The following is a 19,026-nucleotide window of genomic DNA, read 5'->3' as shown; positions in this document are numbered from 1 at the left end:
GTGACGCTAACCAATTGATTTTATTTGCCGATTAACCGGACAGTACTGGGGCCAGCAAAGAAAAGTGACCCGGTCGCTTCGCGACCGGAAGCGCCGCAGGCAATGTCACAACGCACGACATGCCCAGCTGAAGCTCGACGCTAATCGGGTCCCGAAGGGAGAGGGGAGTTATGCAATAAAGCCCATAAAAAAAGGCCGCCCTGCGGCGGCCTTTCATTCAACTCACCAACGCCAATCAACCAGCGCTGCGCGAAGCCTTCTTGCGATCGTTCTCGGTAAGGTGCTTCTTGCGCAGGCGGATTTCCTTCGGCGTGACTTCGACCAATTCATCGTCGTCGATGAAGTCCAGTGCCTGTTCCAGCGAGAACTTGGTCGCCGGGGTCAGCTGGATCGCATCGTCCTTGCCCGAGGCGCGCATGTTGGTCAGCGGCTTGGGCTTGATCGCGTTGACGGTGAGGTCGTTGTCCTTGGCGTGGATGCCGACGAGCTGGCCTTCATAGATCGAGTCGCCTTCCGCCGCGAACAGCTTGCCGCGTTCCTGCAACGGCCCCAGCGAGTAAGCAGGCGTGGTGCCGGCGGCGTTGGCGATCATCACACCGTTGAGGCGCTTGGCGATCTGGCCTTCTTCCTTCGGACCATAGTGGTCGAACACGTGGAACAGCAGGCCGGAACCCTGGGTGAGGGTCTTGAACTGGTTCTGGAAGCCGATCAGGCCACGCGCCGGGATCATGTATTCGAGACGTACGCGGCCCTTGCCGTCCGGCTCCATGTTCTTCAGCTGGCCCTTGCGGACGCCGAGGCGCTCCATCACCGGACCCTGGTGAGTTTCCTCGACGTCGACCACCAACTGCTCGATCGGCTCCATCTTCTGGCCGTCGATGTCCTTGATGATCACTTCCGGGCGCGACACGGCGAGCTCATAGCCTTCGCGGCGCATATTCTCGATCAGCACCGACAGATGCAGTTCGCCACGGCCGGAGACGAGGAACTTGTCCGCGTCAGAGCCCTGCTCGACCTTCAGTGCCACGTTGTGCACCTGCTCACGGTCAAGGCGGTCCTTGAGCTGGCGGCTGGTGAGGAACTTGCCGCCGGAGAGATCCTTGTTGCCAGCGAACGGCGAGTTGTTCACCTGGAAGGTCATGCTGATCGTCGGTTCGTCGACGGTCAGTGCCGGCAGCGCTTCCGGGGTGTCCAGCGCGCAGACGGTGTCGGAGATGGTCAAATCCTGGATGCCGGAGATGGCGACGATGTCACCCGCCTCGGCGGTGTCCTGTTCGATGCGTTCCAGGCCCATGAAGCCCAGCACCTGCAGCACCTTGCCCTGGCGCTTCTTGCCTTCGCGGTTGATCACCGCGACCGGCATGTTCTTCTTCAGCGTGCCGCGCTGGATGCGGCCGATGCCGATGACGCCGACGAAGTTGTTGTAGTCCAGCTGGCTGATGCGCATCTGGAACGGGCCTTCCGGATCCACTTCCGGCTTCGGCGCGTGGTCCATGATGGCCTGGTACAGCGGAGTCATGTCGCCTTCGCGGGTGTCCTGGTCGAGCGAGGCGTAGCCGTTCAGCGCGGATGCGTAGACGATCGGGAACTCCATCTGCTCCGGCGTGGCGCCCAAGCGATCGAACAGATCCCACACCTGCTCGACGACCCACTCCGGACGGGAGCCGGGGCGGTCGACCTTGTTGACGACGACGATCGGCTTGAAACCCATCGCAAACGCCTTCTGGGTCACGAAGCGGGTCTGCGGCATCGGGCCGTCCATCGCGTCAACCAGGATCAGCACGGTGTCCACCATCGACAGCACGCGCTCCACCTCGCCGCCGAAGTCGGCGTGGCCTGGGGTGTCGACGATATTGATGCGGTTGCCCTTCCAGGTGATCGCCGTGTTCTTGGCCAGGATGGTGATGCCGCGTTCCTTTTCCTGGTCGTTGCTGTCCATCACGCGTTCGGCCAGCACGGTGCGCTCGGACAGGGTGCCCGACTGCTTCAGCAGCTGGTCGACGAGGGTGGTTTTGCCATGGTCGACGTGAGCGACGATGGCGATATTGCGCAGGTTTTCGATGGACATGAGTGCCGGACTTGGGCGAGCTGTAAGGCTGCCGCGATGAGTTAGGTCAGGGTTAACCTGTGGATTATACGGGGTTATGTGACTGGTTGCTTGCTCATTGAACTCCCTCTCCCCTCCGGGGAGAGGGTTGGGGTGAGGGGCCAACCTCGCGAGAACTCACATTGCGGTCGTTCCCGTGAAAGCGGAGGCGCCGTTGGGCGTAGTGCTTACGGCCGCTTTGCTCCCTCCCCTGCTTGCAGGGGAGGGCTGGGGCGGGGTGAGTCAATCTTGCGACAAGCTCGCTAGAGGCCATCAAGCCTCAGCGTCTTCTTCTTCCTCATCCTCTTCGTCTTCCGAGAACTCAGCCAGCTCTTCCACGCGCAGGAAGTTGGCGGCTTCGTCGGCGAAGACGATGTGCTTGCCATCGGCGCACATCGGGCGTACTGCTTGCTGCTTGACGCCGTTGTCGAGCGTTTCCACCAAGGCGAAGCAGACAAGCGTTGCGGCGCTTTCGTCGCCACTTTCGTCGTAGACGGCGACCCAGCCATTGGCGGGAAGGATCTGCAGGATATTCGTTTGCTTGGACATGACAGCTCCGCGTGGTGAAAACGAGCAAGCTTGCCCGGCGTGCATGACGATCGCAAGCGCGATCGATCGATGTTCACACCAGGCCGGTCACATAAAACACGCCGATCACCACGAATACCGCCACTGTCTTGATCAAAGTCACCGCAAACACATCACGATACGACTGCCGATGTGTCAGGCCGGTTACCGCCAGCAACGTAATGACCGCGCCATTGTGTGGCAGCGTATCCATGCCGCCCGAAGCCATCGCAGCGATGCGATGCAGTACGTCCATCGGAATGCCTGCCGCCTTCGCGTTCTGCACGAAGGTGTCAGCCATCGCCGCCAGCGCAATGCTCATGCCGCCTGAGGCCGATCCTGTGATGCCTGCCAACGACGTCACCGATACGGCTTCGTTGATCAGCGGATTGGGCACGGCGCGCAAGGCATCCGCCACCACGCGAAAACCGGGCAGGGCGGCGATCACCGCGCCGAAGCCGTATTCGGAGGCGGTATTCATTGAAGCAAGCAAGGCACCGCTCACGGCAGCTTTGCTGCCTTCGGCGAAGTGTTTCGTGACCGGGCGCCAGGCAAACAGCAGCACGCACAGAATACCGAGCAGCAATGCACCTTCGACGGCCCAAATCGCAGCCACTTTCGACACCTCCTGCACCACCGGCGGCGGGTCGCCGATCACCGCCGGTACGAAGGATTGAGTGTGGCCGTAGAAACGCGGAATGCCATGCGTGAAGGCAAGATTGGCGATGCCGACCAGCACCAACGGCAGCAGTGCAATTAGTGGGTGCGCCAGCTTGCTGCCATCGAAAGGCGCAGGTTCGTTGATCAGATTTTCGCCATAGCCTTCTCCCGCTGCAGCGGCTTTGCGCCGGCGCGATTCCAGATACAGCATGCCGACGACCAGGATAAACAGCGCGCCCAATGTGCCGAGCCAAGGTGCTGCCCATGCGGTGGTACCGAAAAACGAAGCGGGAATAATGTTCTGGATCTGCGGCGTGCCCGGCAGCGAATCCATGGTGAAGGTGAATGCGCCCAGTGCGATCGTGCCGGGGATCAGGCGCTTGGGAATGTTCGATTCGCGAAACAGCTCCACGGCAAACGGATACACCGCGAACACCACCACGAACAGCGACACGCCGCCGTAGGTCAGCAGTGCGCACACCAGCACAATGGAAAGCATGGCGCGGCTGCGTCCGACCAGACCGATGGTGGATGCGACGATCGCCTTTGAGAATCCCGACAGCTCGATCACCTTGCCGAACACCGCGCCAAGCATGAACACCGGAAAGTAGAGCTTGAGAAAGCCCACCATCTTGTCCATGAAAAGCCCAGTGAACATCGGCGCGACCAGCGTGGGATCAGTCAGCAGCACCGCACCGAGTGCAGCGATGGGCGCGAACAGGATCACGCTGTAGCCGCGGTAGGCTGCCAGCATGAGAAAGCACAGTGCTGCTAGCACGATGAGAAAAGCCATTCCGTTAATCCTTGTTCGTCGATCCCGAAACACAATCATGCAGAACTTGCTCTTCCCCATGAGCAGGATATTTCCGCAACTGGCCGTACGGGGCTTATGTTCCTCGCCGTCATTCCCGCGAAAGCGGGAATCCATCTTCGCTTCTTGCATCAGAGCAAATGGATTCCCGCTTTCGCGGGAATGACGGCGAGGGGAGGGCCGCGTCTCGCCAGGCTTAGGTTCATGGGGCGACAGTTGCGATCAGTATCCCGGCACCTCTACACACAACGGCACTGTACGAAGGTACAAGTGCTCCCCTGATATCGCTTGCCTATGCTGCGCAACATCGGCATCCGTGGGCGGGTGCACGCCAATGCGAGGGGAGACATGAAGCGTAGCCATTTGAGTTTGGCCGTTGGTTTGAGTTTGGCCTGTGCCGCGCCGCTGTACGCGCAACAAACCGGCAATAACAACACCACAGCCGACAACACGCAGGCGAGCCCGGTCAATGCCAAGAAGCTCGACCAGATCACCGTCACCGCTCGCAAGCGCGAGGAAACACTGCAGGACGTGCCGATTGCGGTGAGCGCATTCACCGCGCAATCGCTCTATAACCAGAACGTGCAGAATCTGGGCGATCTGCAAGGCAAGGTGCCGGATCTGCAGGTTTATGCCGCGCGCGGTTCAAACACCACGCTCACTGCTTACATCCGTGGCTTGGGTCAGGCTGATCCAACGTGGGGTTTCGATCCTGCGGTGGGCATCTACCTCGATGACGTCTACATGGCCCGCCCGCAGGGCACGCTGCTGGATGTGTTCGACGTCGAGCGCATCGAAGTGCTGCGTGGTCCGCAAGGCACGCTGTACGGCAAGAACACGATCGGGGGCGCGATCAAATACGTGTCCAAACCATTGCCGACCAAGACAGAGGGCTCGGTGGAAGTGACCACCGGTACGCATGGCGAGAAAGATGTGAAAGCCGCAGTGGGCGGCGCGTCGGCGGATGGCGTGTGGCGCGGACGCATCGCCGTGGCGAGCGAGCACGACAACGGTTTCGGCAGCGACATCCTTACCGGCAGCCGCAACGGCAACAAGAACACCAATGCAGCGCGTGGCACGCTGGGTTTCTTTCCTACGCAGAACTTCAACGTGCAGTTGGAGATCGACGGCCTGCACGACAACTCCAACCCGCGCGGTGCGAAGCTGCTGGAGCCCAACTCGTTCTACCCGCTGTATCAGCCGCTGTCCAGCAACTACAACACGCAAAGTGGCATGCCCCAGGTCAACTGGACCAAGATGAAAGGCGCGGCGCTCACGCTGAATTGGATCGTGAGTCAGGATTGGACGTTGAAGTCGATCACCGCGTATCGCACCTCCAAGACCGACAGCAATATCGACTTCGATACCTTGCCGGTGGCGGTGGCGGATGTATCGGCCATCTACAAGGATCATCAATTCAGCCAGGAACTACAGGCCAACTATGATTCGGGCGGTGCAGTGCATGGCGTGATGGGCCTGTATTACTTCAACGGCTCAGCGGCCGGCGAAATCCACAACATCTTCCTCGGCTCGCCGCCGTACAGCACGCTGGGCTTTTCCGAATACGGCAGCACCGGCGGCAGCATGGGTACGCGCAGCTATGCCGCTTATGGCGATTTCACCTGGGACATCAGTCCTTCCTGGAGCCTGGATGTCGGTGCACGCATTACCGACGAAAAGAAGACCGCGACCATCCAGAACTACGTCTATTCGGACGCCACTTTCAGTACGCCGATCGGCGTGCTAGCCAATTTCACCGGCTCGCATACGTCGCACAACACGTCGCCGAAAGTATCGCTGGATTACACCGTCAACGAGCAGATCAAGCTCTATGGAAGCTACAGCGAAGGCTTCCACTCCGGCGGCTACAACATTCGCGCCAATTGTGCGGCGATCCCGGAATCCTGTCGCCCGATCCAGGACGAGAAAGTGCAGTCGTTCGAACTGGGCAGCAAGATGAGCTTCTTCGACAACAGCCTGATGATGAACACGGCGCTGTTCCACAATAACTATTCGAACATCCAGCTTTCGGTATTCACGTCATACACGTTGCCGAACGGCACCAAGGGGTTCTTTGGCGATTTCACCAACGCCGGCAGAGGACATATCGATGGCGTGGAAGAAGAATTCGCCTGGTATCCGTCGCAGGCGTGGACGCTCAGCGGCAACTTCGCCTACCTGCATACCAAATACACCGAATTTTTTAGCAGCGGCGTCAACATCGCCAACACGCAGTTCTTCACCAATGCGCCGAAGTGGTCGGGTGGTTTGACGCTGCAGCGTAATTTTTCGCTGGGTGAGCACGGTGATCTGAGTGCGCGCCTCAATTACCAGTACCAGACTTCGGTATGGCCGGAGACGACCTTGTCGCCGCTCATCAAGCAGGGCTCGTATGGTTTGCTCAATGCTGGATTGATCTGGCAGATCGATCAGCCGTGGTCGATCAGCTTGCAAGGTACGAATCTGGGGAACAAGGCGTATCGCACCACCGGGTATAACATCGCCGCGCTGGGCATCGTGACGGGGTTCTATGGGCCACCGCGGATGGTGACGTTGTCGGCGAAGTATGCGTTTTGACCAAAGGCAATATTCTTGCCTCGACGTTAATCCTTACCTCACCGTCATTCCGGCGAAGGCCGAAATCCAGTTTCAATACGCCGTGCGAAGCACTCGAAATCGATTGTGTGTCCTTTGGACGCATATTTGAACTGGATTCCGGCCTTCGCCGGAATGACGCTGAGGTTTGAACTGCCTGTTGGAAGGATGGTCACCATGCGTTTGATCGCCAAACTGTGTATGGGTTTGTTATTGATCGCCGATGCAGTGCACGCCGACGATGCAATGCAGCCGCTGCCTCATTTAAAGCTGGACCCCACACGCGTCGCCGTCACAGGTCTCTCATCCGGCGCCTATATGGCCACCCAGATGCAGATCGCTTATCCAGAACTGTTTCCCAAGGCCGCACTGATAGCAGGCGGCCCTTATGGCTGCGCGGAAGGCAAGCTCCAGACAGCATTGAGTGCATGCATGAAAGGCGATCCAACGCCGGATGTCGCGGCACTGATAGCCGCAACAAAACAGCGCGCGGTGAATCAACAGATCGGATCGCTGAAGGATCTTTCGCACGGACGTGTGTATCTGTTGCATGGCACACAGGACAACGTGGTCGCGCCGGTGGTGGCGGGAGCTGCCACGCATTTCTACGAGACATTGCGCAGCGAGCCAGGCATGTCGGGTCTGCAAGTGGTTGACGATGGCCAGCGAGCATTTGCGCACAACCTTCCAGTGGCTGCTAAAGGTGATGATTGCGACAAGTCTGTATCGCCTTATCTCGGACATTGCGGGTTCGATGCAGCAGGTGAGGTCTTCGCACATCTGTATGGTTCAGCACCGCACGCGGCGGGCGATGCGCGAGGTCAATTGCAACGCTTCGACCAGGATGCCTTGAAGCCCGATGGCACCGACGCGTTGCTGGCTTCCACCGGTTATCTGTATGTGCCGCCGGATTGTGCAGCAGGCAAGCGTTGCGGCTTGATGGTGGCGTTCCATGGCTGCAAGCAGAATGCCGATGCGGTGGGGCAGGCGTTCGTGAAGGATGCCGGCTTCAACCGCTGGGCCGACGTGTACGACGTGGTCATCCTGTATCCTCAGACACGAGCGAGTTTCGCGCCGTTGAATCCGCAGGCATGCTGGGATTGGTGGGGTTATTCGGGTGGCAATTACGACACGCGGCAGGGGGTGCAACTGCGGTGGGTGGTCAATGCGGTGAAAACGTTGGGGTTGCCTGTACACCATTGATAAGCGATCCCCTTATGGCCTTCATTCCCGCGAAAGCGGGAATCCACTGTCGCTTTTCGCTAAGAGCAAGATGGATTCGCGCTTTCGCGGGAATGACGGCTAAGGGGTTACAGGTGCAGGCCAAGATATGCTGAGCACCGGCCTCATCGCCACTGCCGCGCTGGTATGGCTCGGCCTGCTCTTCGGCGTCGCACTCACCGGTGAACGCCATCCACATCTGTTCGAAAAGCGCTGGGCGATCGTCTATGCATTGTCGCTCGCGATCCATTGCACGTCGTGGACGTTCTACGGCACGGTCACGCAGGCGAGCCGATCGGGTTGGTGGCTGCCTCCAACGTTCGTAGGTGCGATTCTGATGTATTTGTTCGCGGTCTCGGTGCTGCGACGGCTGGTGCAGCTTGCGCGCGAATACAACGCGGGTTCGATTGCCGATTTGATCGTGGTGCGACTAGGGCGGCATGCCGGGCTGGCGGCGTTGGTGACGAGTGTCGTGTTGCTCGGCATTGTTCCTTACATCGCATTGCAGCTCAAAGCGGTGGCGATGAGCTACACACTGCTGCGCCGTGGCGAGCTGACGGAGTCAGCGCCGTGGCATGACAGTGCGTTGTACGTGGCATTGTTGATGGCGCTGTTCGCCATGTTGTTCGGTACGCGTCGTGCATCAGCGATGGCGCATAACCGTGGACTGGTGCTGGCGATGGCGTTCGAGTCGCTGTTCAAGCTCGGTGCGATGCTTGCGTTGGGCACCTTGTTGTTTACACCGTTGCCGGCGGGTGCTGCGATCGGTGCGTCGCCGCCGCACGACAGCAGCGGCTTCCCCGCACTGATCCTGCTCGGCGCGCTGGCGATGTTCACGTTGCCGCACCAGTTCCACGCGGGCGTGGTGGAGTGCCGCGACAGCTCGCACGTGCGTACTGCACGTTGGTTGTTTCCGCTGTATATGTTGCTGATCGCTTTACCGATCCTGCCACTCGCGAGACTGGGCGATGCGTGGTTGGCGCCGAGTGGTGTGCCGTCGGACCTCTACGTGCTCGCTTTGCCGCTCGCACGCAACCAGGATGGCCTTGCGCTGCTGGCTTTTCTCGGCGGACTCAGTGCGGCGACGAGCATGGTGGTGGTGGCGACGCTGGCCTTGAGCTTGATGGTGGTAAACCACTTCATCGCACCGTTGCGTGTGCGTGCTGGCTGGGGGCGTGACGAGCAGGGCGATCTGCGTGGCGAAGTATTGAACCAGCGTCGCGCAGCGATTCTCGCGGTGATTCTGCTGGCGTGGGTGTATAGCCGCTTGTTGGCGCGTAATGATGCACTGGCGGATATCGGTGCGATTTCGTTTTCCGCGCTGGCCGGGTTGGCGCCGGCGCTGTTGGCGGCGGTGTATCGGCCGCAGTTGGGGCCGCGCGCGGTGATGTGGGGACTCGCTGTCGGCACCTTGGTGTGGTTGTACGTGCTGTTGCCGGCAGGCATGGCGCATCAACCGGATTGGCTGGAGCAAGGGCCGTTCGGTTTGCGCTGGCTGACGCCGGACGGTTTCCTGGGGCTGGATGATTGGAGCCGGCTTGCGCGTGCGGTGGTGTTGAGTCTGGTGGCGAATGTGCTGGCGATGCTGGCGATCGCCAATACGCGTTACGGCCGCCGACGGTGGCGAGTGGGTGTGAGCAATGTCTCCGTGGCGGAGCTGCGCGCGCTGTCTGAGCGCTTTCTGCCGATCGAACGCGTGAAACGCTTGTTTGTCGGTACCGCGGTGCAAGGGCAGGGGCCGGCGGGCAATGCGCGCGTCGCAGAGGTGGAACACGAACTGGCCGCGGTGATTGGTGCAGCTTCTGCACGCTTGTTGCTAGAGGTGGTGCATCGCCAAGGTCGCGCTGAGTTCGATACCGTTGCGGCGATCGTCGGCGAGGCCGCGCAGGATCTGCACTTCAGTCAACGCGTGCTGGAAGCGGCGCTGCAGAACATGAGCCAGGGCATCTGCGTGGTGGATTCGGAACTGCGCCTGGTCGCATGGAATAGCCGCTATGTGGCGCTGTTTGGTTACCCGCCCGAATTGTTGCAGGTCGGTCGGCCGGTGGCGGATCTGATTCGTCGCAATATCGTCGCAGGCATCATCGGCCCGGGTGACGTGGAAGGGCGAGTGCGACGACGGCTTGCGCATATGCGAGCCGGTACCGAACTGATTTCGGAACGTCGTTTTCCCGATGGCACAGTGGTGGAGATACGCGGCCATCCGATGCCTGGCGGTGGTTACGTAGCGACGTTTACCGATGTGACGGCATTTCGCGAGGCCGAGCATGAGCTGACGCTCAGCAACGAGACGCTGGAATTGCGGGTAGCGGAACGTACATGGGAATTGGCGCGAGCGAGTGCGCAAGCGCATCGCGCGAATGAAGCGAAGAGCCATTTTCTTGCCGCGGTGAGCCATGACCTGATGCAGCCGCTGCATGCCGCGCAATTGTTCGCGCATGCGTTGGCAGAGCGTGGCTACGATGCTGCCAATGTGCGACATCTCAGTGATTCGCTCGCGGCTACGGAAGGTCTGCTCGCAGGCTTGCTGGATATCGCGCGTTTGGAGGGCGGTCGACTGCATCCGCAGCCGCGCGATTTTCCGCTGGCGGAAGTGTGGGAGCCGCTGGCGGCGGAGTGTCGTGCGTTGGCGCGCGATCGTGGCGTGCGACTTAGCGTAGTCGACAGCCACGTCTGGGTGCATTCCGATCCGCTGCTGTTGCGGCGCGTACTGCAGAATTTTCTCTCCAACGCTTTGCGTTATAGCGAGCGTGGACGCGTGTTGCTGGGTGTGCGTCGGCGCGCGGGCGGTTTGCGGCTGGAAGTGTGGGACACCGGGCCGGGCATTGCGGAAGATGAGCGCGGTCTGATTTTTGAAGAGTTTCGTCGCGGCAGCACCGTGGGCGGCCAAGGGCTTGGGTTGGGTTTGGCGATTGCGCAGCGCGTAGCTGTGCTGCTGGATCATCCGCTAGGGCTGCGTTCGTGGCTCGGACAGGGCAGCATGTTCTACGTCGATGTGCCACGGGCGACGACGGCGTATCACATCACCGCACCCACCGCTGCGGACGTGCGGCCACTGGCAGCGGGACGCGCGCTGATTCTGGACAACGAGCCGTCCGCACTCGCTGCACTCGGTGCGTTGCTGCATAGCTGGGGATGGGAGGTGCATGCCGCCGCGCATGCGGAGCAGGTGCTGGCAGCGCCGTGGCGGCCGGATCTGTGTGTGTTCGATTATCACCTCGATCGAGGCCAGACCGGATGGGACGCGCTGTTGGCATTGCGCCGCGCGTATCCGGATGTGCCTGGCGTCATTCTTACTGCCGATCGCGATGGTCAGTTGCGGCAGCGTTTGCACGAAGCGGGTGTGGTGGTGCTCTACAAACCGCTCAAGCCGTTGGCGATGCGGCAGGTGATGCAGAAGGTGATGGTGGGAAAAGAGACAATGTAGGAGTTACAACCGAATGGCGCTTACTTAAGCGCACACCTCGATCACCGCGAAACACTGTACCTTCTGCTTGCATGAGAGGGTGCAGCAGGGGACGGAGCTGACGGCAAGCGACAAGCTCCAGACGCTTATACCCTGGTCTCTTCGACTATCTTGTGCTGCGCTGGCTCAATAGGCGGGCGGGCAGGTCGGGCTTGCCATTCCCACCGTTCCGGCAACTGCATGTAGCGTCCATGCTGCATCGCGACCTTGGTGACCTTGTGTGTGCGCACGAAACCCAAGTGCTTGATCAAACGGGCCATGGTTCGTGATTGAGGTGCGCAATAGCACTCTAGCAATCCTTCTGGTGGCGTGTGCTTTTGAAAATAGACGACAAGTGCCCGACCGATACCTTGCTGGCGCCATCGCCTGGCCACTACAACCACTTCGATACATGTCCGCGGATGGGCAGCTTGATCAGGAATGAGGTAACTCAAGGCGGCCCCGACGACCTCGTTCTGGTGACGAATCACCACGAACTGCCGCTGTGTCGCGGTATGCCAAAACGGGAAAATACTTTCCAAAATGGCCTTGGCGCACCGTGTTCCGAATTCCTTCTCTGTGATCGGCAGCGATCTGAACTGACTGCCGAAGTGCGCATGCCAGGAACCGGACACCACTTCGGTCATAAAAAAGAAAATGTCTCGAGGCTGTCCCTGCTCCACTTCAAAGCCTAACGGCGCGGCGCGTGTCATCGGAACACCAATCTTTAACGGCTACTCAGTGGCCTAAACGGACTGACTCATCCGTGGTTGACGCTCCGGTCAGCCTATCTACTGAAATGTGATGCAGGTTTGGAACTGTCTTCGCAAGCAGGTACGCGGGAACGGAACCTTGGTATCAGCGCACGTCAGAAAGCTGGGAATTCATCCTAGCCCCCGAGGCTGCGGCGGAGGCACCTGGTTCGCCCAGATCGAGCATGTGTAACAGTACACCTGCCTGCGTGCGATTGCGCACACCCAGCTTTTCAAAAATCGCCGTGGCATGGGCTTTCACCGTGCGCTCTTGGATACCCAGTCGATCTGCGATCTGCTTGTTGAGTAAACCTTCCGCCAGCAAGGCCAGTACGCGATATTGCTGGTCGGTCAGGCGCGCTAAGCGTGCGGCGAGATCCGCGTCGGCGGGGGTACTCGGCAGGGCGGCAACGCCACGCGCTAAATTGGGTGGCAGCCAGTTGTCGCAGTTCAGCACAGCATGCACGGCTTCACTGATTTCGTTGGGGTTAGCGCTTTTGGGGATGAAACCCGCTGCACCGTGGTCGAGTACGCGCCGCACGACGTGCGGTTCATCATGCGCCGACACCACCAGCACCGCCACAGCAGGGTATTGTCCCCGCAAGGTAGCAAGGCCAGAGAGGCCCTGGCTGCCCGGCATGTGCAGATCGAGCAGTACCAGGTCGATATCCGGATCGGTTGCCAGTGCATTGAGCACGCCTTGCAGATCGCAAGCTTCGAGCACGCTGCAATCATCCAGGTGCTCGCTGGCGGCATGGCGCAGCGCAGCACGGAAGAGAGGGTGGTCGTCGGCGATAAGAAGTCGCGGCATGACGCGGACCATAGCTGCGGTAAGCGGTCACGTCGAGATGCGAAGTGGCATGTTGTACTTTCGTACGATGGCTGGCGGGCGTGGACTTGCTAGGGTGGGCGGATGAACATCCGGCACCCTTTGGCAGGTATCGCTCCACTGGCACTATTTGCCTGTGCGATGCAGGCGTTTGCGAAGGAGCCATCGATGCAACAAGGGATCGATTTCGTGCAGGGTGAGGTGAGCGTCGCCACGCACCGCGATCATGACGACCTGCTCAGCGCGGGGCTTGGCCTGGATGGTTTGAAGGGAGCGCCATCTCCCTTTGCGAACCCGGCGAAACCCACCGTGCAGGAATTGCGGCAGCGTGCCATCCAAACAAGCTGGAAGGGCATTGCCGATCTCGGCCCGTTGGGTGGATACGGCACGATCTACGGTGCCGTTCCCGCGGTGCCTGGGCGTGAATACCAAGCGTTCGCAAAAAATCCCGGCGCGCATCAGCCGCATCGCGTGCTGGTGCAAGTGCCCGATCACTTCGATCAGGCGCATCGCTGCCTCGTCGTGACGGCGTCATCCGGTTCGCGTGGCATCTATGGTGCTATTGCATTGGCGGGTGCATGGGGGCTGCCAAAAGGTTGCGCCGTGGCGTACACCGATAAAGGCACGGGTTCCGGCTATTTCGACTACGCCGATAACAGCGGCGTCGCGTTGAACGGCGAACGTGCCGTGCGTGGCACGGCGATGCTGGAATTCGAACCCGCGGCGTCGAAGGGCGAGGGCATCGCTTTCAAGCATGCGCACTCGGGAGACAACCCGGAAGCCGAGTGGGGACAGCATGTGTTGCAGGCGGCGCAATTCGGTCTGGCGATGCTGGATCGTGCGTTTCCGGAGCAAGCGCCGTTTACGCCGCAGAACACCAAGATCATCGCGACCGGCTTGTCGAACGGAGGCGGTGCCGTGCTGCAGGCGGCGGGGTTGGACGAGCATCACCTGCTTGCCGGTGTAGTCGCGCTCGAACCGAATGTACATACCCCCCAGCGCGGGCGCGCGTTATATGACTATGCGACCGAGGCGGCTATGTGGCTGCCGTGCGCATTGATGGATGCACGCTTTGCATCGACACCGTTTGCGCGTGATGCGAAGGGTGCGCCACATGCCGCGTGGGCAGCGCGTTGCGCGAGCCTGCATGCGCAGGGTTTGCTGAAAGCCGCCACGCCCGAGCAACAAGCAGCAGAGGCGTATGAACATCTGCGCAGTACCGGTTGGACTGACCAGGCGATGGCGACAGCGGCATCGTCGACCGCGCTGGATTTGTGGCGCGTCATCGCCGCCGCGTATGCCTCGGCGTATCTGCGTCGTGACGCGGACAACATGCCATGTGGTTATCACTACAACGTCGTCGTCAACGGTAAACCAGGCGTAGCAGACGAAGCTACGCGTGCGAGCTGGTGGGCGGATGGCGCAGGCATTCCACCCGGTAACGGTATCGGTTTGTTCGGCGGCACGGATGAAAGCGCCGATCCGCAACTCGCCGGCATCGCCTGTCTGCGCGCGTTGTGGACAGGCGATGATGCGGATGGGCGTGCTTTGCATGCATCGGTGCACGCGCTGGCGGCAAAATTGCCGCGCAAGGATTTACCGATGTGGGTACTGCACGGCGCGGATGATGGTTTGCTGCCCACCGCCTTCACGTCGGAACCGTACATCGCATGGCTGCATGCCGAAGGGCGCCGACCGCTGTATTGGAAGGTGCCGCATGCGCAGCACTTCGACGCTTTCCTCGCGCTGCCGGGCTTCGGCGACAAGCATTTGCCGTTGCTACCTTACGGCTATACCGCGCTGGATCGGGTGTGGGCGCATCTTTTCCAGGCGCAGCCGTGGCCGGAGGACCTGCCGACGCCGGCCGGGACAGCACGTGGTGCAGGTGTGCTGCAGGCGAGCATGCTCGGCATGTAGGTCGGGGTGCAAACCCCGACCTACGCCTGAGTCCGTTCTAGGGGTATTCTTGTGAGTTCGGCGCCCTACGTTTCCTGGGCGCACGTTCGTTCAATACCACAAGGAATCTCCATGGCCATCAACGTTACGATCACCACCAACCGCGGCCCGATCCACCTGCGTTTGCATGACGACAAAACCCCGGTGACGGTGGCGAGCTTCGTCAATCTCGCGCGTCGCGGCTATTACGATGGCCTGTCGTTCCATCGTGTGATTGCCGACTTCATGATCCAGGGCGGCTGCCCTGAAGGTAGCGGCCGCGGCGGTCCGGGCTATCGCTTCGAAGACGAGTTCAATCCTTCGCTGAAGCACGACAAGCCGGGCATTCTGTCCATGGCCAACGCCGGCCCCCGCACCAACGGCAGCCAGTTCTTCATCACCCATGGCGCCACGCCCTGGCTGGATGGCAAGCACAGCGTGTTCGGCGAAGTGGTCAGTGCGGAAGACCAGAAGGTGGTCAATGCGATCAAGCAGGGCGACGCGATCGAGAAGGTCACGGTGGAAGGCGATGTGGATGCGCTGCTGGCCGCTCAGGCCGAGCGTGTCAAGGAATGGAACACGGTGCTCGATCAGCGCGGTTGATCTATTGCTCTTTGTTCCCTCTCCCCTCCGGGGAGAGGGCTAGGGTGAGGGGACACGTTAGCGTGGAGATTGATTTTGCGACGAGGTGTTTTAGTGAAGTTCGTCGCGAGGTTTGCCCCTCACCCCAACCCTCTCCACGAAGGGGAGAGGGAGTAGCGTTCTTCACGCCACTGTTACGACCGTGTAGCCGACGTCGACATAGAATCGTCGAGCTTGGATCTTTCTCAAAGGAGCACAGCCATGTCGTTACTCGATAGCTTGGGCAGTCTGTTGGGCGGTAATAATCAGGGCGAGGGCGGCGGTTCGCTGATCTCGGTAGCCGGGCAGTTGATCCAGCAGGCAGGCGGTGTGCAGGGTCTGGCCAGCACATTGCAGCAGCATGGCCTCGGCGATGCGGTGCAATCGTGGATCGGTACGGGTGCAAACCAGGCCATTTCTGGCGACCAGCTCAATCAGGTGCTGCAGAAGAGTGGCCTTGATTCGGTGGTGAATAACGCGGCCGGCAAGCTTGGTGTGGATCCCAGCCAGTTGATCGGCCAGCTCGCGCAAGTGCTGCCGCATGCGGTGGATCACGTCACCCCGGACGGCCAAGTGCCTTCGAATGGTGGCGGAGGCTTCGATCTGTCAATGCTCGGTGGCCTGGCCGAAAAGCTGCTGGCCGCAAAGACGGCCTAAGCGTCATCCATAAAAAAAGCACGGTGGGGAGAACCCGCCGTGCTTTTTTTTGTACCGGTCGATGCCGGGACTTCAGTGCTGGATGAAGCGCAGCAAGTACACCAGGATGACTGCGCCGACGATCGAAAGCAAAAAACCGGCCGTATGAAATTTCTGACCGGGCTGCGGCTTACTGAACAGCGTGCCGATAAAGCCGCCGATGACGGAGCCCACGATGCCCACCACGGTGGTCATGATGAACCCATAGTGCTCGGCACCCGGCACGATCCAACGTGCGATAAGGCCAACGATGAAACCGACGATGATGGACCAGATGATATGGAACATGGACTTCCCCTTGCGTCTGAGCCTTGGTTGATGGCGTGACACCCCCTCCGCCCGGTCTTGCAGCGGTCCGGCCACATCATGCCAGCGCACCGTTACGGAGCAATAGGAATTTTCTGGGTCTGTCGCATCAGCCTCTCGGGTTGCCGCAACGCCGCATGCTAAAATCGCCAAGTTTGCTGTCCCGCACTCACGAGGAAGCCATGCCCCAGCTCGCCCAGCGTATTGGCCGCGCGAAACCCAGCGCGATCATGGTCATCGCCGAAACGGCCAAGCAACTCAAGGCCTCCGGCCGCGACATCATCAGCTTCTCCATCGGCGTACCGAACTTTCTGCCTGGCGAACATGTGTATGCCGCCGCACGCGAAGCGCTGTCGCACGATAGCGGTCAGTACGGCAGCAATCGCGGCTCCGATGCACTGCTGGATGCCTTCCTCAAGCACATCGAAGCCCTGGGTTTCAAAGGCTACGGACGCCTGAACCTGTCGGTGGGCATCGGCGCCAAGCAGGTGCTGTACAACCTGGCCGAGGCGCTGCTCAACGAAGGCGACGAAATCTGTTTCCCGGCGCCGTACTGGACCACCTATCACGACATCGCCGACATCGTGGGCGCGAAAGCCAACGTGCTGCATTGCGGCCCTGATCAGAACTACAAGCTCACGCCGCAGCAACTGGAAACGGCGCTGGCGCGCAAGCCGAAAGTGTTCCTGTTCAACAATCCGTCCAACCCCAGCGGCATGGTCTACACGCGCGAGGAAATCGCCGCGCTGGCGGACGTGCTGGCGCAATACCCGGACACGTGGATCATCACCGACGACATCTACAACTCGATGGTGTTTGATGGCATCGGCTATCACAACTTCGTGTTCGCACGGCCGGAGCTGCGCGATCGGTTGATCTTCGTCGATTCCGTTTCCAAGACCTACGGCATGCCGGGTTGGCGCGTGGGTCTGATCGCCGGACCGGAAAACGTCGCCAAAGCGATCACTACGCTCAATTCCAACCACATCACCAGCGTGCCGGAAGTAATCGCTGCCGCGGCCATTGCAGCCTTCAGCGGTCCGCAGGACGTGCCGCAGGCCAAGTGCAAGGAATTCGCGCAGAAGCGCGATGTGGTGCTGGCTGCGCTGGCGAAGATTCCAGGTGTGGTGTGCCCGCGTCCGCAGGGCGCGTTCTATGCGTTCCCGGATATCTCGGTGGCGTTTGGCAAGAGCCACAACGGCACACGCATCGAGACCGACGTGGATTTCTGCGCCGCGTTGCTGGGTGCCAAGGGCGTGGCCTGCGTGCCGGGCTCGGCCTTTGGCGAGCCGCGTGCCATGCGCATTTCCTACACCTGTCCCACCGCTCAGCTCGAACCTGGCCTTGCCCGCATCGCCGAATTCTTCGCCGAACTGAGTTGATCTTTTTTTACGGCCGGCATCGTTAGGATGCCGGCTTTGTCGTTTTATGCACCTGAAGGAGTTGCCACGATGAAAGCCCCCGTTCGTGTTGCCGTGACCGGCGCAGCCGGCCAGATCGGTTACGCCCTGCTGTTCCGCATCGCCGCCGGCGACATGCTCGGTCCGGATCAGCCGGTGATCCTGCATCTGCTCGAAATCACGCCGGCGCTGCCCGCGCTGCAAGGTGTGGTGATGGAGCTCAACGATTGCGCGTTCCCGCTGCTCGCTGGCGTGGTCGCCACTGACGACGTCAACGTCGCCTTCAAGGACGTCGATTACGCGTTGCTGGTCGGTGCACGTCCGCGCGGTCCGGGCATGGAGCGCAAGGATCTGCTGGAAGCCAACGGCGCCATCTTCGCTCCGCAGGGCAAGGCGCTGAACGATCACGCCAAGCGCGACGTGCGCGTGCTGGTGGTCGGCAACCCGGCCAACACCAATTCGCTGATCGCGCAGCAGAACGCACCTGACCTCGATCCGAAGTGCTTCACCGCGATGGTGCGCCTGGATCACAACCGTGCGCTGTCGCAGCTCGCCGAAAAGACCGGCAAGCACACCACCGACATCAAGAAAGTCACCATCTGGGGCAATCACAGCTCCACGCAGTACCCGGATCTGCACCACGCCGTTGTGGGCGGCAAGCCGGCGCTGAGCCTGGTCGACCAGACCTGGTACGAGAAGGATTTCATCCCCACCGTGCAGCAGCGCGGCGCAGCGATCATCAAGGCGCGCGGTGCTTCGTCGGCGGCTTCAGCCGCTTCAGCCGCCATCGATCACATGCGCACCTGGGCGCTTGGCACTGCTGAAGGTGACTGGGTGTCGATGGGCATTCCGTCCGATGGTTCCTACGGCATCCAGCCGGGCGTGATCTACGGCTACCCGGTGACGGTGAAGAACGGCAAGTACGAAATCGTGCAGGGCCTGGAAATCAACGATTTCTCGCGTGCACGTATGGATGCTACTGACAAGGAACTGCGCGAAGAGCGCGCGGGTGTCGAGCATTTGTTTGCGAAGAAGTAATCCGCGGTTTTCGGTAAGAAACAAAACGGCCATCTGCAAGGATGGCCGTTTTGTTTTATGAGAA

Annotated in this window: 14 protein-coding genes; 8 read left to right on the top strand and 6 right to left on the bottom strand. The window is 60.6% G+C overall.

Annotated elements, in window-relative coordinates:
• Positions 1-235 precede the first annotated feature (235 nt).
• The 3 genes from typA to QQJ86_RS00580 all read right to left on the bottom strand — a co-directional run bounded on the left by typA (position 236) and on the right by QQJ86_RS00580 (position 4,106).
• Entirely contained in the window at positions 236-2,068 is a 1,833-nt protein-coding gene (gene typA, locus QQJ86_RS00590; RefSeq protein WP_284318945.1) for a translational GTPase TypA, read from the bottom strand.
• A gap of 291 nt (positions 2,069-2,359) precedes the next feature.
• The gene (locus tag QQJ86_RS00585) at positions 2,360-2,635 is read right to left on the bottom strand and encodes a hypothetical protein (protein ID WP_284318944.1); all 276 of its coding nucleotides are present in this window, start codon (positions 2,633-2,635) and stop codon (positions 2,360-2,362) included.
• A gap of 73 nt (positions 2,636-2,708) precedes the next feature.
• Complete coding sequence (locus tag QQJ86_RS00580; RefSeq protein WP_284318943.1) at positions 2,709-4,106, bottom strand: GntP family permease; 1,398 nt, start codon at positions 4,104-4,106, stop codon at positions 2,709-2,711.
• A gap of 366 nt (positions 4,107-4,472) precedes the next feature.
• Between QQJ86_RS00580 and QQJ86_RS00575 the strand changes: the two genes are divergently transcribed.
• The 3 genes from QQJ86_RS00575 (at position 4,473) to QQJ86_RS00565 (ending at position 11,367) form a co-directional block, all read left to right on the top strand.
• Complete coding sequence (locus tag QQJ86_RS00575; protein ID WP_284318942.1) at positions 4,473-6,701, top strand: TonB-dependent receptor; 2,229 nt, start codon at positions 4,473-4,475, stop codon at positions 6,699-6,701.
• A 195-nt stretch (positions 6,702-6,896) separates the two neighbouring features.
• Positions 6,897-7,922 carry an extracellular catalytic domain type 2 short-chain-length polyhydroxyalkanoate depolymerase gene (locus tag QQJ86_RS00570; RefSeq protein WP_284318941.1) on the top strand — a complete coding sequence of 342 codons (1,026 nt, stop codon included), beginning with the start codon at positions 6,897-6,899 and terminating at the stop codon, positions 7,920-7,922.
• Positions 7,923-8,049: 127 nt separating this feature from the next.
• The gene (locus QQJ86_RS00565; protein WP_284318940.1) at positions 8,050-11,367 is read left to right on the top strand and encodes a hybrid sensor histidine kinase/response regulator; all 3,318 of its coding nucleotides are present in this window, start codon (positions 8,050-8,052) and stop codon (positions 11,365-11,367) included.
• A gap of 125 nt (positions 11,368-11,492) precedes the next feature.
• On the opposite strand, the gene QQJ86_RS00560 is transcribed toward QQJ86_RS00565, so the two are convergent.
• Entirely contained in the window at positions 11,493-12,098 is a 606-nt protein-coding gene (locus tag QQJ86_RS00560) for a GNAT family N-acetyltransferase (protein ID WP_284318939.1), read from the bottom strand.
• Positions 12,099-12,243: 145 nt separating this feature from the next.
• Positions 12,244-12,948, bottom strand: a complete 705-nt coding sequence (locus QQJ86_RS00555) for a response regulator transcription factor (RefSeq protein ID WP_284318938.1) — start codon at positions 12,946-12,948, stop codon at positions 12,244-12,246.
• A 186-nt stretch (positions 12,949-13,134) separates the two neighbouring features.
• On the opposite strand from QQJ86_RS00555, the gene QQJ86_RS00550 reads away from it, so the two are divergent.
• From QQJ86_RS00550 to QQJ86_RS00540, 3 genes are all read left to right on the top strand, one after another.
• Positions 13,135-14,883 (top strand): 3-hydroxybutyrate oligomer hydrolase family protein, encoded by a 1,749-nt coding sequence (locus tag QQJ86_RS00550; protein ID WP_284318937.1) that lies wholly within the window; start codon positions 13,135-13,137, stop codon positions 14,881-14,883.
• A 111-nt stretch (positions 14,884-14,994) separates the two neighbouring features.
• A complete protein-coding gene (locus QQJ86_RS00545) occupies positions 14,995-15,504 on the top strand; it encodes a peptidylprolyl isomerase (RefSeq protein WP_284318936.1) in 510 nt (169 codons plus the stop codon).
• Positions 15,505-15,744: 240 nt separating this feature from the next.
• Complete coding sequence (locus QQJ86_RS00540; protein WP_284318935.1) at positions 15,745-16,179, top strand: YidB family protein; 435 nt, start codon at positions 15,745-15,747, stop codon at positions 16,177-16,179.
• Between the two features lie 72 nt (positions 16,180-16,251).
• On the opposite strand, the gene QQJ86_RS00535 is transcribed toward QQJ86_RS00540, so the two are convergent.
• Positions 16,252-16,506, bottom strand: coding sequence for a GlsB/YeaQ/YmgE family stress response membrane protein (locus tag QQJ86_RS00535; RefSeq protein ID WP_284318934.1), 255 nt, complete (start codon positions 16,504-16,506; stop codon positions 16,252-16,254).
• A gap of 200 nt (positions 16,507-16,706) precedes the next feature.
• Between QQJ86_RS00535 and QQJ86_RS00530 the strand changes: the two genes are divergently transcribed.
• Together QQJ86_RS00530 and QQJ86_RS00525 are read left to right on the top strand one after the other, a co-directional pair.
• Positions 16,707-17,906 (top strand): aminotransferase class I/II-fold pyridoxal phosphate-dependent enzyme, encoded by a 1,200-nt coding sequence (locus tag QQJ86_RS00530; protein ID WP_284318933.1) that lies wholly within the window; start codon positions 16,707-16,709, stop codon positions 17,904-17,906.
• A gap of 69 nt (positions 17,907-17,975) precedes the next feature.
• Entirely contained in the window at positions 17,976-18,962 is a 987-nt protein-coding gene (locus QQJ86_RS00525) for a malate dehydrogenase (protein ID WP_284318932.1), read from the top strand.
• Positions 18,963-19,026: the final 64 nt, after the last annotated feature.

The organism is Dyella acidisoli (genome assembly GCF_030160295.1).
Lineage (GTDB): Bacteria > Pseudomonadota > Gammaproteobacteria > Xanthomonadales > Rhodanobacteraceae > Dyella_B > Dyella_B acidisoli.
This window is presented reverse-complemented; position numbering and strand designations above follow the sequence as displayed.